18 protein-coding genes are annotated in these 16,193 nt (G+C 71.7%); 7 read left to right on the forward strand and 11 right to left on the reverse strand.

Annotated elements, in window-relative coordinates; genetic code table 11:
• Positions 1–128 precede the first annotated feature (128 nt).
• Complete coding sequence (locus ABT112_RS22210) at positions 129–872, forward strand: CPBP family intramembrane glutamic endopeptidase (RefSeq protein ID WP_351512247.1); 744 nt, start codon at positions 129–131, stop codon at positions 870–872.
• An 87-nt stretch (positions 873–959) separates the two neighbouring features.
• Here ABT112_RS22210 and ABT112_RS22215 read toward each other — a convergent pair whose 3' ends face one another.
• Together ABT112_RS22215 and ABT112_RS22220 are read right to left on the reverse strand one after the other, a co-directional pair.
• Positions 960–1,778 carry a PhzF family phenazine biosynthesis protein gene (locus tag ABT112_RS22215; RefSeq protein WP_351512143.1) on the reverse strand — a complete coding sequence of 273 codons (819 nt, stop codon included), beginning with the start codon at positions 1,776–1,778 and terminating at the stop codon, positions 960–962.
• Positions 1,775–3,046, reverse strand: coding sequence for an MFS transporter (locus tag ABT112_RS22220; RefSeq protein ID WP_351512145.1), 1,272 nt, complete (start codon positions 3,044–3,046; stop codon positions 1,775–1,777). The genes ABT112_RS22215 and ABT112_RS22220 overlap by 4 nt, the downstream gene beginning before the upstream one ends.
• Positions 3,047–3,102: 56 nt before the next feature.
• On the opposite strand from ABT112_RS22220, the gene ABT112_RS22225 reads away from it, so the two are divergent.
• Complete coding sequence (locus ABT112_RS22225; RefSeq protein WP_351512146.1) at positions 3,103–3,735, forward strand: CGNR zinc finger domain-containing protein; 633 nt, start codon at positions 3,103–3,105, stop codon at positions 3,733–3,735.
• A 92-nt stretch (positions 3,736–3,827) separates the two neighbouring features.
• Here the strand turns inward: ABT112_RS22225 and ABT112_RS22230 are convergent, their stop codons facing one another.
• The 6 genes from ABT112_RS22230 to ABT112_RS22255 all read right to left on the reverse strand — a co-directional run bounded on the left by ABT112_RS22230 (position 3,828) and on the right by ABT112_RS22255 (position 9,200).
• Positions 3,828–4,457 carry a dihydrofolate reductase family protein gene (locus ABT112_RS22230; RefSeq protein ID WP_351512148.1) on the reverse strand — a complete coding sequence of 210 codons (630 nt, stop codon included), beginning with the start codon at positions 4,455–4,457 and terminating at the stop codon, positions 3,828–3,830.
• A gap of 340 nt (positions 4,458–4,797) precedes the next feature.
• Positions 4,798–5,589, reverse strand: coding sequence for an ABC transporter permease (locus ABT112_RS22235; RefSeq protein WP_351512150.1), 792 nt, complete (start codon positions 5,587–5,589; stop codon positions 4,798–4,800).
• On the reverse strand, positions 5,586–6,662 hold the full coding sequence (locus ABT112_RS22240; RefSeq protein ID WP_351512151.1) for an ATP-binding cassette domain-containing protein: 1,077 nt from the start codon (positions 6,660–6,662) through the stop codon (positions 5,586–5,588). The genes ABT112_RS22235 and ABT112_RS22240 overlap by 4 nt, the downstream gene beginning before the upstream one ends.
• Before the next feature lie 61 nt (positions 6,663–6,723).
• Entirely contained in the window at positions 6,724–7,572 is an 849-nt protein-coding gene (locus tag ABT112_RS22245) for a DUF4097 family beta strand repeat-containing protein (protein ID WP_351512153.1), read from the reverse strand.
• A 115-nt stretch (positions 7,573–7,687) separates the two neighbouring features.
• Positions 7,688–8,206 carry a toxin-antitoxin system HicB family antitoxin gene (locus ABT112_RS22250; protein WP_351512155.1) on the reverse strand — a complete coding sequence of 173 codons (519 nt, stop codon included), beginning with the start codon at positions 8,204–8,206 and terminating at the stop codon, positions 7,688–7,690.
• Between the two features lie 565 nt (positions 8,207–8,771).
• The gene (locus tag ABT112_RS22255) at positions 8,772–9,200 is read right to left on the reverse strand and encodes an SgcJ/EcaC family oxidoreductase (protein WP_351512157.1); all 429 of its coding nucleotides are present in this window, start codon (positions 9,198–9,200) and stop codon (positions 8,772–8,774) included.
• 452 nt (positions 9,201–9,652) lie between these two features.
• On the opposite strand from ABT112_RS22255, the gene aac(3) reads away from it, so the two are divergent.
• Both aac(3) and ABT112_RS22265 read left to right on the forward strand, forming a co-directional pair.
• On the forward strand, positions 9,653–10,501 hold the full coding sequence (aac(3), locus tag ABT112_RS22260) for an aminoglycoside 3-N-acetyltransferase (RefSeq protein WP_351512159.1): 849 nt from the start codon (positions 9,653–9,655) through the stop codon (positions 10,499–10,501).
• Positions 10,502–11,024: 523 nt separating this feature from the next.
• Complete coding sequence (locus ABT112_RS22265) at positions 11,025–11,747, forward strand: GNAT family N-acetyltransferase (protein WP_351512161.1); 723 nt, start codon at positions 11,025–11,027, stop codon at positions 11,745–11,747.
• Here the strand turns inward: ABT112_RS22265 and ABT112_RS35395 are convergent.
• Positions 11,744–12,244 carry a TnsA-like heteromeric transposase endonuclease subunit gene (locus ABT112_RS35395; RefSeq protein WP_502975408.1) on the reverse strand — a complete coding sequence of 167 codons (501 nt, stop codon included), beginning with the start codon at positions 12,242–12,244 and terminating at the stop codon, positions 11,744–11,746. The genes ABT112_RS22265 and ABT112_RS35395 overlap by 4 nt on opposite strands.
• Here ABT112_RS35395 and ABT112_RS22275 point away from each other — a divergent pair.
• On the forward strand, positions 12,197–12,790 hold the full coding sequence (locus tag ABT112_RS22275; RefSeq protein WP_351512163.1) for a PadR family transcriptional regulator: 594 nt from the start codon (positions 12,197–12,199) through the stop codon (positions 12,788–12,790). The genes ABT112_RS35395 and ABT112_RS22275 overlap by 48 nt on opposite strands.
• Before the next feature lie 237 nt (positions 12,791–13,027).
• On the opposite strand, the gene ABT112_RS22280 is transcribed toward ABT112_RS22275, so the two are convergent.
• Complete coding sequence (locus tag ABT112_RS22280) at positions 13,028–13,462, reverse strand: type II toxin-antitoxin system Rv0910 family toxin (protein ID WP_351512165.1); 435 nt, start codon at positions 13,460–13,462, stop codon at positions 13,028–13,030.
• Between the two features lie 235 nt (positions 13,463–13,697).
• On the opposite strand from ABT112_RS22280, the gene ABT112_RS22285 reads away from it, so the two are divergent.
• The gene (locus ABT112_RS22285) at positions 13,698–14,228 is read left to right on the forward strand and encodes a Clp protease N-terminal domain-containing protein (protein ID WP_351512167.1); all 531 of its coding nucleotides are present in this window, start codon (positions 13,698–13,700) and stop codon (positions 14,226–14,228) included.
• Positions 14,229–14,467: 239 nt separating this feature from the next.
• Positions 14,468–15,448: an EamA family transporter gene (locus ABT112_RS22290; protein WP_351512168.1), complete on the forward strand. Its 981-nt coding sequence runs from the start codon at positions 14,468–14,470 to the stop codon at positions 15,446–15,448.
• A 69-nt stretch (positions 15,449–15,517) separates the two neighbouring features.
• On the opposite strand, the gene ABT112_RS22295 is transcribed toward ABT112_RS22290, so the two are convergent.
• Positions 15,518–16,177 carry a pyridoxamine 5'-phosphate oxidase family protein gene (locus ABT112_RS22295; RefSeq protein ID WP_351512170.1) on the reverse strand — a complete coding sequence of 220 codons (660 nt, stop codon included), beginning with the start codon at positions 16,175–16,177 and terminating at the stop codon, positions 15,518–15,520.
• Positions 16,178–16,193 lie beyond the last annotated feature (16 nt).

The raw sequence follows: 16,193 nt of genomic DNA on the forward strand, positions 1-16,193 counted from the left end.
CGCCCGTGCCGCGGGAGCGGGACGGTTCGGGGACGGCCCTGGGACGGGACGTCGAACGGGAGGCATGTGTGCAGTCGGATGCGGGCCGGGTGGCCGAATCGCCGTCCGGGGAGCGCCTGTCGCCGCGGATGCTGCGCAGCGAGACGCTGCTGGTGCTCGCGCTGTCGGTGGGCGCCAGCGCGCTGTCGTCGCTCATCAGCTTCCTCGGCTCGGTCACCAAGGAGGGCGGGCTGAAGGACCAGGCCGCCAACCTCAATGCCTCCGCGGCCCCCGGGCGCCCCTGGCTCGACCTCGCCTGGCAGCTGTTCGACATCGCGACCGCGCTGGTGCCCGTCGCCCTGGTGGCCCATCTGCTGCTGCGGGAGGGCGCCGGAGGGCTGCGGGCCATCGGACTCGACCGGCGCCGGCCCGGCTTCGACCTCGGGGCGGGCGCCGGGGTCGCGGCGGCGATCGGCGGCACCGGGCTGCTCTTCTACCTCGGGGTGCGCGCCGCCGGTTTCAACCTCACCGTCGTACCGGAGTCCCTGCCCGACGTCTGGTGGAAGCTGCCGGTCCTGATCGCCTCCGCGGTGCAGAACGCATTGCTGGAAGAGGTGGTCGTGGTCGGCTATCTGCTGCGCAGGCTCGGGCAGCTGGGCTGGACGCCGATGGCCGCCCTGGTGGCGAGCTCCGTGCTGCGCGGCAGCTATCACCTGTACCAGGGCATCGGCGGACTGGTCGGCAACATGGTGATGGGCGCGGTCTTCGTGCTGCTGTACCGCCGGTGGGGGCGGGTGGGGCCGCTGGTGGTCGCCCATGCGCTCATCGACATCGTGGCGTTCGTCGGATACGCGCTGCTGGCGGGCAAGGTGGGCTGGCTGCCCACCGGATGACCCCGGTCGGTGCCCGGCCGCCGACCTGCCGCCGCCCCGGCCGGATGTCCGGCCGGACCGGCGACGGGACGAGCCGCCGCGGCGAGGTCAGGTGGCGAGGAGTTCGCCGTCGATCACCGTGACGGCGTTGCCGGTCAGCAGCGTACGGTCGCCGCGGAGTTCGGTGCGGACGATGCCGGTGCGGGCCGAGGCCTGCAGGCCGGTGAGGTCGGTCAGGCCGATCCGGGGCGCCCAGAACGGTGCGAGGGCGGTGTGGGCGCTGCCGGTCACCGGGTCCTCGTCGATCCCCGAGGCGGGGGCGAAGAAGCGGGAGACCACGTCGTGGCCGAGGGACGGGTCGTCCGCGCGGGCCGTGACGATGATCCCGCGGTGGCTCAGCCGGGCGACGGCCGCGAGGTCCGGGGTGAGGGAGCGGACGGCCGTCTCGTCGGCAAGTTCCACCAGGAGGTCGCCGACCACCGAGCCGGTGTCGTGGGCGGACACGACGTCCGCGCCGAGCGCGGCGGGGACGGTGTCGGGCACCTCGACCGCGGTCAGTGGTGCGGTGGGGAAGTCCAGGGTGATCGAGCCGTCGTCGCCGGCGGTCGCCGTGAGGAGACCGCCCCGGGTGGTGAACCGGATGGTGCCCGTCGCGGCTCCGGTGGTCCGCAGGACGTGCGCGGTGGCCAGGGTGGCGTGACCGCACAGATCGACCTCGGTGGTGGGGGTGCACCAGCGCAGTGCCCAGTCGGCGGCGCCGCCCTCCGGCAGCGGATGCGCGAAGGCCGTTTCGGAGAGGTTGACCTCGGCCGCGACGCGCATCAGCCAGGCGTCGTCGGGGAACGCGTCGCCCTCCAGGAGGAGGACGGCGGCCGGGTTGCCGGTGAAGGGGCGGTCGGTGAAGGCGTCGACGATCCGAATTCTCATGATCGTGAGCGTAGGACGGGGTCGTCACCGGGGGACACGGCCAATCCCGTGTTCCTGGACCGGTGCGATGCCGCTGAGCGTCGCCGCCGGGCGGTGGTGATCCAGGCGAAGGCCAGGACCGCTGCCAGGTGGCAGCCGGCGGCGGCGACCAGGGTGCCGGGGAGCGACCACTCGGCGAGCGGTCCGGCGACACCCGCGCCGAGGGCGGATCCGGTGATCTTGAGGCTGGCCCCCGTGGTGAAGATCCGGCCGCGCAGCCGTTCCGGTGCTTCCCGGTGGCGGATGGCGAAGAGGGCGGTCAGCTGCGGTCCTTCGGCGAGGCCCGCGACGGCCATCGCCGTGACGAGGAGAGCGGGCCGGCCGGTTGCCGCGAGGAGACAGCCGGCGGCGAGGGCGAGCGCGCTCCAGCAGAGCACGGCGTCCGGCGACGGCATCGAGGGGCGGCGGGCCAGCAGCGCGTTGGCCGTGAGCGCCGTCGCGGCCGCGACGGAGAGCAGGGCCGTACCGAGGCCGGCGCTGCCCAGCGACCGGGTGCCCAGCAGCGGCGCGCAGGTGATCAGCATGCCGCTGCCGGCGCAGCAGATCACCGAGGTCACCGTGGCGCGGGCCAGGGACCGGGTCCGGACCAGGGCCCGGAAACCGGCGCCCACGTCGCCGAGGAGCTGCCGCGTCCCCGGGCGGGACGGAATCCGGGGCGCCGTGGGGCCACCTCTCGTCGGCAGCGTCCAGGCGCAGGGGAACGCGGCACAGATCAGTACCGCGGCCACCAGGACACCGGACGAGGCTCCGGCCAGGCCGGCCAGCGCCCCGGCGCAGGCCGGGCCGATCAGGCCCGCGGCGTCGTAGGTCATCGCGTCGAGCGCGGTCCCGCGCGGCAGCCGGGCCGCCGGGAGGACGCGGGGCAGTTGGGCGGTCCAGCCGCCCGAGAGGGCCGGCCCCAGCAGCCCGGCGAGCACGGCGATCAGCACCAGCGCGACGAGGGGGAGGCGGCCGAGGCCCGCCAGGAGCGCTGCCAGGGCGCCTGCGTAGAGGACGAGTGCCCAGGCCAGCAGGTGTCCCGGTCGCCCGGCCCGGTCGAGCAGAGCGCCGAGGACGGGACCGCCGACCGCCGCCGAGACGGTCAGCCCGGCGAGCAGGCAGGCCGCCGAGGAGACCGACCCGGTTGCCGCGAGCCCGGCGAGCAACAGGGCCGGTCCGGACATCTCGTCGCCCAGGCGGGCCATGGTGGCGCCGGTGAGGAAGGAACGGAACGGGTGACGCGTATGCATGGCGCGCACGGTACGGAGGTAACGCAGAACATGACCATATGCGTTACAGTCGCTCGATGCTCTCCCGCAACGACGACTGGTCCGCCCGGCATTCGGTACGGATGAACGCCCGGCGCACCGCGGCGCTGGTCAACGCCCTGACCGCCGAGGAGCCGACCGCCGGTGGGACGGCCGCGGAAGTGGCCGCCGCGGTGGCCGGGGTGCTCCGGGAGTACGGGGAGACCGGATCCCTGGAATTCTCGGCGGGCGATCTCGCGGAGCTGCGCACCGCGGCCGTCATGCTGCGGGACGTCTTCGTGGCGGACGGGATCGAGGGCGCCGCCGCTGTGCTGAACCGGCTGCTGGCACACAGTCAAGGCCCGTTGCGTCTCACCGCGCACGGCGGCGCGGGCCCCTGGCACCCGCACCTGGACAGCGATGACGACGCGCCCTGGGGTGAGTGGTTCCTCGCCTCGTCCTGCCTGGCGCTGACGGTGCTCGTCTGGGACCGGCAGCGTGCGCCCGGTGGTGTCTGCGCCTCGGCCGGCTGTCACCGCGTCTTCGTCACCGAGGGGAGCGGCCCGGCGCGCCGCTACTGTTCGCGGCGGTGTGCCACCCGCGAGCGGGTGGCGGCGCACCGGCGCGGACGACAGGGGGCGCAGGATTCAGGGGGGCCAGGGGGCTCAGGGGGTTCAGGGCAGAGGTCATAGTCCGGGTGTCTCGCTTCCCCTCCCGGGCGCGCCCGCGGTGGCGCGCCCGGGAGGCCGTTGCTGTCGTCACGGCCGCGGCCATGTCCCGGTTCTCAGCCCTGCTCGTCCAGCAGGAAGGTTCCGTACTCGGGCTTTCCCGTCCGTTCGTAGGCGCAGTACCGCACGCCCACGCTGGTGGTGCGGGACTCGCTGAGCCTCCAGGCGGACGGTGCGGCGCCCTCGGCGAAGAGCCGTTTGCCGATGCCGAGGATCACCGGGTTGACGAGCAGCCGGTACTCGTCGACGAGGTCGTGCTGCTGCAGGGTGCGGATGAGGTCGCTGCTGCCCTGCGTCATGATCACGCCGTCGAGCCGCTGCTTGAGCTGTGCGACGGACTCCGCGGCATCGCCTTGCAGCAGATGGGAGTTGTGCCACTCCAGGCTGGTCCGGGTCCGTGAGGCGACGTACTTGGGCATGCTGTTGAGCTTCACGCCGATCGAGTTGTTCTCGTCGGTGACGCGGGGCCAGTAGGCGGCGAAGATGTCGTAGGTCTTCCGGCCGAGCAGGAGATGGTCGGCGGTGTCCTCGAAGACCCCCGTCATGAGGCCCATGAAGTCGTCGTCGACATAGGGGACCTGCCAGCCGCCGTGCTCGAAGCCGCCGTCGACGTCCTCCTCCGGACCGCCGGGGGCCTGCATGACGCCGTCCAGGGTGACGAACGCGGTGACGATCAGTCTGCTCATGGTGCTGCCTTTCGGGTGCGGATTCCGCCTGCCCCCGTATTGACTCCCGGCCCGGCGGGAAATCCTCGCCCGCCGCGCGGACCCCGCCGGCCCTGAACCCGTTTCCCTGTTCCCGGCCGGTGTCCCGCCCCGTACTGCCCTGGCCGGCGTCCGGGGCGGAAGACCGGCTCCGGCCAGGAGCGGAACCGCTGGTGGGGGAGTGCGGGCCGACGATGCCGGCGCCCCGGCCGCGGCGGGCGGCCGTGGACGCGGACGGGGCGGCGTACTCCGACGCGGTGCCGGAGTACGCCGCCCCGGGGCGGAAGGAGTTGCCGGAGACCGGCCCGCGCCCTCGCGCCGGCTACTGCGGGTCGCGGTTGAAGGCCTTGGTCGACCAGAGGTAGCCGAGTGCGGTCAGGCCGAGGCACCAGGCGACGGCGAGCCAGCCGTTGGCGCCGATTTCGGTGCCGAGCAGCAGGCCGCGCAGGGTCTCGATGGCGGGGGTGAACGGCTGGTACTCGGCGATCGGCTGGAACCAGCCGGGCATCGCGTCGACGGGGACGAAGGCGCTGGAGATGAAGGGGAGGAGGATCAGCGGCATGGCGTTGTTGCTCGCGGCTTCGGCGTTCGGGCTGACCATGCCCATCCCGACCGCGATCCAGGTGAGCGCCAGGGCGACCAGGACGAGCAGTCCGAAGGCGGCCAGCCACTCCAGGGCTGTGGCGTCGTGGGAGCGGAAGCCGATGGCCACGGCGACGGCGCCGACGAGGGCCACGCTGGCGACCGACTGCAGCACGCTGCCCACGACGTGTCCGACGAGCACCGAGCCGCGGTGGATCGCCATGGTGCGGAAGCGGGCGATGATGCCCTCGGACATGTCGGTGGAGACCGACACCGCGGCGCCGACCACGGTGCCGCCGATGGTCATCAGCAGGATGCCGGGCACGAGATAGGCGATGTACTGGGAGCGGTCGGCGCCCCCGCCGCCGATGCCCGCGCTCATCGCGTCGCCGAAGATGTAGACGAAGAGCAGCAGCAGGATGATCGGGGTGAGCAGCAGGTTCAGGGTCAGGGACGGGTAGCGGCGTGCGTGCAGCAGGTTGCGGCGCAGCATCGTGGACGAATCCCGCACGGCGAGGGAGAGGGCGCTCATCGGACAGTCTCCTCGGTCTGGTGGGGCAGGGTGGTGTCGCCGGTCAGGGCGAAGAACACGTCGTCGAGGTCGGGGGTGTGCACGGTCAGCTCGTCCGCCTCGATGCCGGCCGAGTCGAGCCAGTCCAGGATCGAGCGCAGCTCCCGCTGACTGCCGTCGCTGGGGATCCGCAGCGACAGTGCCTCGTCCTCCCCGGAGGCCTCGCGCAGCGCGGCGGCGGCGGACCGGTAGTCGGCCGGGTCGGTGAAGCGGAGCCGGATGTGGCCGCCGGGGACGAGCCGCTTGAGCTCGTCCGCGGTGCCCTGGGCGGCGATCTTTCCGTCGTTCAGCACCGCGATGCGGTCGGCGAGTTCGTCGGCCTCGTCCAGGTACTGGGTGGTGAGGAAGACGGTGACGCCACCGGAGACCAGCTCGCGGATGATCTGCCACATGTTGTGGCGGGAGCGCGGGTCGAGACCGGTGGTCGGCTCGTCCAGGAAGATGATGCGCGGGTCACCGACCAGGGTCATGGCGATGTCCAGACGCCGCCTCATGCCGCCGGAGTAGGTGGAGGCGGGCTTCTTCGCGGCCTCCGTCAGACCGAAGCGCTCCAGCAGCTCCGCGGCGATACGGCGGCCCGCACGGCGTGAGAGGTGGTGCAGATCCGCCATGAGGAGCATGTTCTCCTCGCCGGTGATCAGCCCGTCGACAGCGGAGAACTGCCCGGTCACACCGATCGCGGCGCGTACTCCGTCCGGCGAGGTGGCGATGTCGTGGCCCGCCACCCGGGCCTGCCCGCCGTCGGCGGCGATGAGCGTGGAGAGGATCTGCACGGTGGTGGTCTTGCCGGCGCCGTTCGGCCCGAGGAGCGCGAAGACCGAGCCGGCCGGGATGGTCAGATCGATGCCGTCGAGGACGGTCTTGTCGCCGTAGGACTTGCGCAGGCCGACGGTGGAGACGGCGGCCTGCGACGCGTGACCGTCGGACCGGCCGGACGCGGGTTGACCGGACGAGGGCCGGTTGGACACAGGCCGGCCGGACGCGGGCTGGCCGGACGTGGGCTGGCCGGACGTGGGCATGACATATGAGGTCATGGAGTCCTCCGTTTCGAAGGCTGAAGTGAGTGGGGTGGGGCCGGTTGAGGAGCCGCGGGGCTCAGGCCTTGGCGCGGAGGACGTCGATGTTGCCGTACCGGGTGCGGGCGCGGACCTTGACGGTGTCCTCGGCCTGCTCCGGGGTCTCGGACGCGGTGAGCGTGTTGCGCACCTGGCCGGAACCCGAGCTGACGTCGAGCCAGGCGGCCGTGCCCTCGCGGACGCCGACCTCGATGGCTCCGTAGGAGGTCTCCAGCTGGACGGTGCCGCGGGCCACTTCGCCGACGCGGAGGGCACCGTGGGCGGTGGTGGCGGTGACCGAGTCCTCGGCGCGCCGGATGTCGATGTCGCCGTTGGCGCCGCTCACCCGCAGCTCGCCCGTCGCGGCGCCGACCGTCGTGGTGCCGTGCGAGTTCTTCAGGACGGCGGGGCCGTCGACGAGGCCGACGCGCAGGCTGCCGGAGCTGGTGGTGATCTCGGCCGCGCCCTCGACCCGGTCCACGGTGATCGAGCCGTGGGAGGCGGTCAGCTGCAGCGGGCCGGTCGTGTCGAGGCGGACGTCGCCGGACGAGGTCTTCACGCGGACCTCTCCGAGCCGGCCCTCGCCGAGCACCTGGGTCCAGGCGCCGGTCGCGTCGATGCGTGAGCCGGTGGGCAGCTCGACCGTCACGTCGACGGTGCCGGTGCGGCCGAGGCCGAACGGATGGGGCTTGGGCGTCCTGACGGTCAGTACGCCGCCGGCGTACGTGACCTCGGTCTGGCCGGCGGTCCGCACGTCCAGGTCCTTCTTCGGCTCGCGGGGCCGCACCTCGACGACGGTGTCGGTGCGGTCGCCCGCGGTGAACTGGAGGGAACCGGCGTCCACGTGCGCGGTGACCGAGATGGCTGCGGGAGTGTCGAAAGAAGGCATGGCTGTCCTGTCCTCGTGAGTCCTGGGGACGTCCCCGCTGGTGGGACGTGGTGTGGGTGACGTGGTGCAGTGACGCGGTGCAGTGATGTGGTGCGGGGTGGGGGCGGGGGTGCGGCTAGCGCACCCAGCCCGTGAAGCTCTGTCCGAGGGTCTGGCTCTTCGCCGTCGCGCGCGCCCGCGTGCCGCCGTCGACCGCGGCCGACACGGCGCGCACCAGCCAGGCGTTGACCGACAGGCCCTCGTGGTTCGCGGCCTCCTCGGCGCGCGCCTTGAGGTGGGCCGGCAGTCGCAGATTGACGCGGGCGGTGCCGCCCTCGTCGCCGTCGGCCGGGGCCGGGGGCCTGGGCGTTTCGACGGGCGCGGCGGACTCCGCGGGGGCGCCGCCGTCGGCGGGCGGCGGTGTCACCACGAAGTCGGGGTCGAGCCCGCGCAGCCGTACGTCGACCGAGCCGGGGGCGAGTTCGCGGGTGATCTCGTCCATCGCCGCGGACAGTACGTTGAGCATGGTCAGCCGGGTCGCCGACTCCAGGGGGGCGGTGAGCCGCTCGGCCAGCTCGCGTGCTTCCTCGCCGCCGGCTTCGGCGGCCACCGCGAGTTCACGGCGGAGGGTGTCGACATACGGGGTGAGGTCCATGACGCCACTATGGCACCACTGTGGTGCCATGCGCAAGTCTGAGCGGCACTCTCGTGGGGGCGGGCTTCAGGGTGAGTGTCCTGAACTGCGGAAATGTGAATAGGGCGCCCTGAGTCCCGACGGTGTCATGCGTGCTCAGGTGCTCTTTGGGGCGCGGAATGGCGTCGGGTGGCACCGGGTGGTGTCAGATGGCGCCACCCGGTGCCACGCGACGCCATCTGGTGCCACCCGGTGTCACCTGGCGTCATCGCGTCTCATCTGTGCCACTGGAGTGCCTCGGCAGGGGCTCGCGTTGATCAGGGTGTGCCGGTGCGACCCCGGGGCCGGCGGCGCGGAGCTGTCCTGTCGCACGGGATCCGGCTTGCGGGCGATGCTGTGACCAGCGGTGACCGTCTCGACGGAGGCGCCGGATTGCCGGCGGCCTCAGCCGATCCGGTTCGGCCCCGCAGTTTCGAACTGGTGCTACGCCTGGTGGGTGCAGGCGGCCGGCGCGATCCGCGTGTCGGGCGGGCCGCCTGCTTCGTCAGGGGCCGTGGCCTTGTTCGCCGGTCGTGTCAGTCGACGCTCAGAGGATCGGTGTCGTCTGCGCCAGGGCGATGCGCCAGTCGTCGCCCGCGCGGGTCAGGACGTAGGTCAAGACGCCGGTCAAGGGGGGCTCGGACTCGGAGGAGTCCTCCGCCTCGGATCGTTCGTCGTGGACTGTCTTGGTCAGGCTCACGATGGCGACGTCGGGCGTGGCGAATCGGATGTCGTTGACCTCCAGTACGGTCCGGATGTCCTTGAGCGGGGAGGCGAGTGCTTCGGTCATGGCGGAAGCGAAGACCTCACGCCCGAAGAGGCGCCGCCCGCCGAAGTTGATGAGCACAAGGTCGGAGGTGTGCAGTGCCGGCAGCACGTCCGGGTCGATCTGCGCCTTCTCGGTCCGTGCGACGAGGTCGCGGATCCGCTTCTCGTCGACGTCGCGGGTGGAGGGAGTTGAGTTCGAGGTGTCCATGAACGGCAACGTAGAACCTCTAGGGAAGTTGAGGTCAACGCTGCGACTGCTGCGACACCGCAACTGCCTCCCGTCATCGGCGCGGCAACTGCGATGACCGGGAACTTCGCCGCCGGCAGCGGCTGATCGGGCTGCACGTTCTCCCCGCCGCAAGCGCCAGGAGGACTTCCGGTTCGAGAAGAGTTCGCGTAGAGCTCGAGCAGAACCCCCACGTCTCACCCGGGATCATCGGCGAGCTGAAGAACCCCGGGTCCAGGAGTGCCGCCCTCCGGTCCTGATCGGCGACAGCGGCACGGGCAAGAGCAGTCATCGAAGCCGAACGAGGCGCCAACAGCGCCCGGTGGCCCATACGCCGGCCGGCTCTGCGCGCCCGCCCCTGACGGCATCGAGAACCGCTGGCAGGCAACAATTCGGTTGCCCGGGATGCGTGGCTCAGGGATAGGTTCGCGATCATGGATGAAATGGACTTACTTGAGCGTTCCGGCGCCCCCGTGGTCCGAAGCCGGATCAGCCGTGACCTGACGGCGCTCGGCCTCGCGGACGGTGACATCGTCATGTTCCACACCCGCATGTCCGCCATCGGCTACGTGGCCGGAGGGCCGCAGACCATCATCGGCGCTCTCCGTGACGTAGTCGGAACGCAGGGAACCCTCATGGTGACCTGCGGCTGGAATGACGCGCCCCCCTATGACTTCGCCACGTGGCCGCAGGGTTGGCAGTCCGCCCTGCGTGCGGAACACCCTGCTTACGACCCCGACCTCAGCGAGGCGGACCACAACAACGGCCGCCTCCCCGAAGCGCTGCGCCGCTGGCCCGGAGCCGTTCGCAGCCGTCATCCGGATGCCAGTTTCGCGGCCTGGGGAGCGGCGGCAGCCGAGCTGATGGCCGACCATCCCTGGGACGATCCCCATGGCCCGGACAGCCCCCTTGCACGGTTGGCTGCCCGCAGTGGCCGGATCCTTCTGATCGGCGCTCCTTTGGACACCATGACGCTGCTGCACCATGCCGAGGCGCTCGCCAAGGCCCCCGGCAAGCGGTTCGTGGACTACGAACAGCCCATCCTCGTGCAAGGTCAGCGGGTCTGGCGCCGCTTCCACGACATCGACTCGGAGGACGGGGCCTTCGACTACTCGGCAGTGGTGCCCGAAGGGCAAGAGCCGTTCGAAGCGATCGGCCGGGACATGCTCGCCGCGGGAATCGGCCGGCGGGGCAGGGTTGGCGCTGCCGAAAGCCATCTGTTCGAGGCCGCTGAAGTCATCGACTTCGCCACTGCCTGGATCGAACACAAGCTGAACAGGTAGAGACGCAGTAACGGCATCCGCACGTCTCCGGGCACGCTGTGATCAAGAGGGGCAGCCAGGGCATCCAGAGCCCTTCGGCTCGCTCGAAGCGGGCCGGCGAACCCCGCCTGTACGTCCGACGCGCGCCTCAGGCGGCTCCCGACTGCCCAGGCTCGCCCGGGGTTCCACGGCATGCGGGTCGCGGTCCCGCGTGACATGAGCGGCGTCAGCGGGCCGGATCAACTGAGACGGCGAATTGGACCGGATCACCTGAGGCGGGGCCAGTTCGCATGAGACGGGACGCGGGAGCTGTCCTGTCTCATCGAAGTTGGCCGTCTGCGTTGCGCTGACCTGTGTGGACTGGATTGGGTGAGACGCGTGGACTTGGTTCGTTGAGACGGACTGCATCTGTCCGTGTCGTGTGATCTCGGTCGATCCGGTTCGCCCGAGAGCGACGTCGATAGAGTGTTGACGTGCCGTCGCCGCTGATGCCTCTCGTTAATTCCCAGGTCAGCGGCTTGCTTCGGCTGGCAGGATCGGGGCCATGTCGATTGACCCGTTGGTGGTCCGAGCCCATGGGCTCTGGGAGCACCTGGCCCAGGTGCCGGTGTCGTTCGCCCCGCCGGGCGGTGTGAGCGTGGTGGTCTCCCCGCGGTCCAGGCTGTGCCCGGTTGGCTGGGTCGGAGTCGTTGCTCTGGGCGGATCAGCGATCGTGACCGCGCCGAGTGACAGTGCCGCCCGGATCGTCCGTGACGCATTGGGGAGACTGCCGGTGGAGACCGTTGTGGATAGCGCTTTGGTCCGGAAGGCCCTTCCGGTCGCTCGGGTGCTCGGGCCGGCGGTGCTGTCATATGTGTCCGCAGCGGGATTCCGGCCGACGGAGGCCGGTGCGTTGGCGGTGGAGCAACTGTCAGCTGTTCATCCGGATTTGCGGAGCTTGGAGCAGGTGACTGGTCATGAGGACGCCGGTGAGGCTGCTCTGGACGAGATTACGTCGCCCGCGTTCGTTGTCCGCGAGTATGGCCAGGTGGTTGCTGCTGCGGGATATCGTTCCTGGCCGAGGCGGACGGCCCATATCGGCGTACTGACGGCGCCACAGGCACGCGGGCGAGGGCTGGCACGGGTGACGGGCTCAGCGGCGGTCGCTCATGCTCTCGCTGTCGGGCTGCTGCCGCAGTGGCGCGCCCGCCCTCCCGCCTCCCGACGTGTTGCGGCCGCATTGGGTTTCGAGGAACTGGGTTCCCAACTCAGCATCGAGATCGCTTAAGAGGAACAGCCGGTCCCCGGCCGCCTTCGGTTCGATCCGCTCGTCCGCTCGTCCGCACGGACATCGACAACGACCGCAGAGCCGTCCGCGCGGCGCACGAAGTGGTCCGGGGTGTGGCGACGCTTCCGCTCGCCGTCATGCCAGTGGTGCAGCCAGAACGGCTGCGAGCCGATCCCCACCACGTTCGGGTCGATGTCTATCAGCAGCAGCCGGTCCCGCTCCAGCCACGACTTGAAGCCGACGTGCCGCCAGGTCGTCGCCGCCCAGTACCAGCCCGGGAAGTAACGCTCACCCCGCGACCAGCGGAAGGTTCGCACAGGATCGACCTCCTCGACGACTCGATTGAGTGGGACAGGACAGCAGCGCATCAGTCGGAGGGCTTGTCGAAAGAACAGTCCCGATATATCGTTGAGGCATCGCGACAGATCAACGATGGAAGGAGCGACATCATGCGTTCCCATGGACACGGACACTGCGGACCCGGCCATCGAGGTCATCGAGGTCAGGGTGACTACGAGGCGCGGCGCGAGGCCTTCGGGCCGTTCGGCCCGCCCTTCGGGGGGCCGCCGTTCGGCGGGCGCGGGCGCGGCGGACCGCGCGGCAGGGCCCGGCGCGGCGATGTGCGCGCGTCGATCCTGACGCTGCTCAAGGACCGGCCGATGCACGGCTACGAGATGATCCAGGAGATCGCCGAGCGGAGCGGTGGCGCGTGGAAGCCGAGCCCCGGCTCGGTCTACCCCACGCTGCAGCTCCTCGAGGACGAGGGTCTGATCAGCAGCGCCACCGACGGTGGCAAGAAGCTGTTCGAGCTCACGGAGGCCGGCCGCGCCGAGGCCGACTCCGCGCCGGAGGCCCCCTGGGAGGAGGCCGGGCGCGGCGTCGACCGGGAGTCCATGAACGAGATCCGGAAGGCCGGGGGCGGGCTCGTCGAGGCCTTCCGGCAGGTCTGGGCCACCGGTACGCCCGAACAGCGGGACAAGGCCATCGCCGTGGTCAACAAGGCACGCAAGGAGCTGTATCTGATCCTCGCCGAAGAGGACTGACCGGCATCCGTGTCGTTGCCGAAGAGGGTTGACCGGCATCCGTGCCGTTGGTTGTCGGCGTTCCCGGGACGGCAGCCGGAGAGCCGGTGTCCGGGAGCGCCGACGCGGGTGGCCGTGGCCACCGGCCCGGATCGCTCGGCTCGGGGCGCACGGACTCGCGCGGACTCCGGGCGCCTGCGTCCTGTCGGCCGGCGGCCGGAAGGCCGTCGGTGAGCCCGGGCGGCCGAGGCGGGGGTCTCAGGGGTGGGTGGCCAGTCCGCCGAGCCTGCGCAGCGATTCGGTGAGGGCGGCGGTCGCCGACTCCCGGAGCCGGCCCGCCATCAGGGACACCGCCGCCCCGGTGAACGTCCCTTCGATGCGCATGCGGGTCCCGGTCCCGTCCGGGGTGAGCAGGTAGCGCATGGCGAGGTCGACACCCATCGGCCCCTTGCCCGTGGTGTGCAGCAGCCGGGGGGCCTCGCAGGCCGCCACGGTCCAGGTCACATCGGCGGGGAAGCCCATGAGCTTCATCTGCTCCGCGTAGCTGGTGCCCGGTTCCAGTGTCGTCGGGGGGCCTGCGGGGAACGCGGTGTGCGTCGCGTTCCAGCGGCCGTACGCGGCGAAGTCCGTCAGCCGGGCCCAGACCTCGTCCGCCGTTGCCTCGACATGTGATTCCGCACTGACCTCGGCCATCGGTCCACCCTCTCCGTCGTCGGCGCCGTGCCGTGGTGCTCGCGGACGGTAGCTCCCCGCCCTGTAACAAACAAGATTGACGACTCGTCAGGTATTGGCAGTGGCTGGTGGGGGCGTGCGCGCCGGTCGTGCGCTCTCCTCCGCAAGGATGAGAAGGCGCTCAACCGTGCGCAACCATGGTGGGAGCGGCAAATGGTGCCTGCCGGGGATGCCTGGTCAACGGCGCACTGATGGGATGGGAGATGTGCAAAACGGTAGACCTTACTCCGGTTCCCTCGGCCGCCTCGGGCCGGACTCCGACGTCCGGCTCAGTGTGATGCTGGAATCGGTGGTCAGCGGTGCCCGGCGGCGCGCCGTGCGGGACGGCGACAGCCAGGTCGACACCGCCCATCTGCTGCACACACTCCTGGAGTCGGATCCCGATCTCCTGGCCGCGTTCGACGGCGGCCCGTCCCAGGTGGCCCGGCTGCTCGGCTATCTCGTGCAGCGCAGCATCGGCTATGGCCTCCGGTGGCACGGCTCCGTGGAGGACTCCGGCGCCGTCCCCACCGTGCGGGACGCCTTCACCCTCGGCTGGTCCCCGGCAGCGGCCCAGGCGATGGACGCGGCCCGCGGCTGTGCCCGCGCCCGGGGCGCCGACTGCGCCGAAGGGGCCGACCTGCTCGCCGCGCTGGCCGCCGACCGGGAATCCCGGGCCGTCGAGGTGCTGCGCTGGGCGGGTGTCGATCCGGAACGTCTCTCGGCCCGCCTCGGCGGCTGCCCCTGACGGGACCTTGCGCGATGAGCGCGCGCCGAGGCCGCGTGGTCCGGTGGGGCCGCGTGGTCCGGTGCCGTGCAGGGCATGGCGCCGGAGAGGTGCGACAGCGGATCCACCAGGGCTGTTCGACGGCGCGGCCGGCGAGGTGCGGTGCCGGAACCGCGCCACCCGGGCGGGCGCAGCACGAGGACCCGAAGTCAGGGGTCACCCGGGATGACGCTCCTGTCGTCACCTGACATCATGGCCCGATGCACGCGTCTCAGGGGAGGAGCGTCGGCCTGGGACTCGCCCTGGCGTCGGCGCTGTCATTCGGTGGATCCGGCGTCGCGGCCAAGCCGCTGATCGAAGCGGGGCTCGACCCGCTGCACGTGGTCTGGCTGCGGGCCGCCGGGGCCGCCCTCGTGCTGCTTCCCGTGGCCTGGCGGCACCGGGGGCTGCTGCGCAGCCGGCCCGCGCTGCTGCTCGGCTTCGGCCTGTTCGCGGTGGCCGGAGTGCAGGCCTGCTACTTCGCCGCGATCTCCCGCATCCCGGTCGGCGTGGCGCTGCTCGTCGAATACCTCGGCCCGGCGCTGCTGCTGGGGTGGGTGCGGTTCGTCCAGCGGCGGCCGGTGACCCGCGCCGCGGCCGTCGGCGTCGTCCTCGCGGTCGCCGGTCTCGCCTGTGTCGTCGAGGTCTGGGCCGGGCTGGGCTTCGACGCCCTGGGGCTGCTGCTCGCCCTGGGCGCGGCCTGCTGCCAGGTCGCGTACTTCGTCCTCTCCGACCACGGAAGCAAGGGCGAGGACGCCGCGGATCCCCTGGGCGTGATCGCCTACGGGCTGCTGATCGGTGCCGCCCTCCTCACACCCGTGGCCCGCCCGTGGCAGCTGGACTGGACGGTCCTCGCCGGTGAGGCGCGGATGGACGGCGTCCCGGTCTCCGCCGTGCTGCTGCTCGCCTGGGTGGTGCTGATCGCCACCGTGGCCGCCTACCTCACCGGTGTGCTGGCGGTGCGCCGGCTGTCGCCCCAGGTCGCGGGGGTGGTGGCATGTCTGGAGGCGGTGGTGGCCACCGTGCTCGCCTGGGTGCTGCTCGGTGAGCACCTGTCCGCGCCGCAGATCGTCGGCGGAGCGCTGGTGCTGGCCGGGGCCTTCATCGCGCAGACCTCGACGCCGAAGGCGCCCTCCGCGGGCCCGGTGGCGGGAAGCCTGCCGGAGAACGCGGAGTTGCCCGTCTCGTCGCCGGTGGCATGAGGGCTCGATCGTGCGCGGAGGGCCGGCGCGGTCACCCGCGCCGGCCCGCCGTCGTTCCCCGCCCGGCGCTCAGCGGCTGAGATATCCGGGGAGCGGTGCGGCGGGGTCCTGGTCCTCGGCGGGGACCGGTGTGCCGTACCGCACCGAGACCGGCAGTACGCCGCTCCAGTGCGGCAGGTCCGCGTCCGCCGGATCGTCGTTGGGGCCGCCGGTGCGCACCTTGGCCGAGACCTCGTCCAGGTCGAGGCGGAGCACCGCGGTGGCGGCCAGCTCCTTCTCGTTCGCCCGGCGGGAGTCCTCGGCCCGGCCCGGGAGCACCTGCTCGACCAGCGCGTCCAGGGCCTCCGAGCGCTCCGCGGCAGCGGTCACCGGGTACGCGGTGCCGTGCACGACGACGGAGCGGTAGTTGAGGGAGTGGTGGAACGCGGAGCGCGCGAGGACCAGACCGTCGACATGGGTGACGGTCAGGCACACCGGCAGCCCCGCGTCGGCCGCGCCCGCCATCCGCAGCGGCCGGGAGCCGGTGGACCCGTGGACGTAGAGCCGAGGGCCGACCCGCCCGTAGAGCGTGGGAAGCACCACCGGTGCGCCGTCCCGGACGAAGCCGAGGTGGCACACATAGCCCTCGTCCAGGATGGCGTGCACCAGGTCGTGGTCGTACGCCGCCCGCTCGCGGGCCCGGGTGGGGACGGTGCGGTCGGTCGGTATGTACGCGGCGGTGTCCGGCATGACATCTCCATTGCAC

Origin of the sequence: Streptomyces sp. NPDC002055 (assembly GCF_040296705.1) — a bacterium.
Lineage (GTDB): Bacteria > Actinomycetota > Actinomycetes > Streptomycetales > Streptomycetaceae > Streptomyces.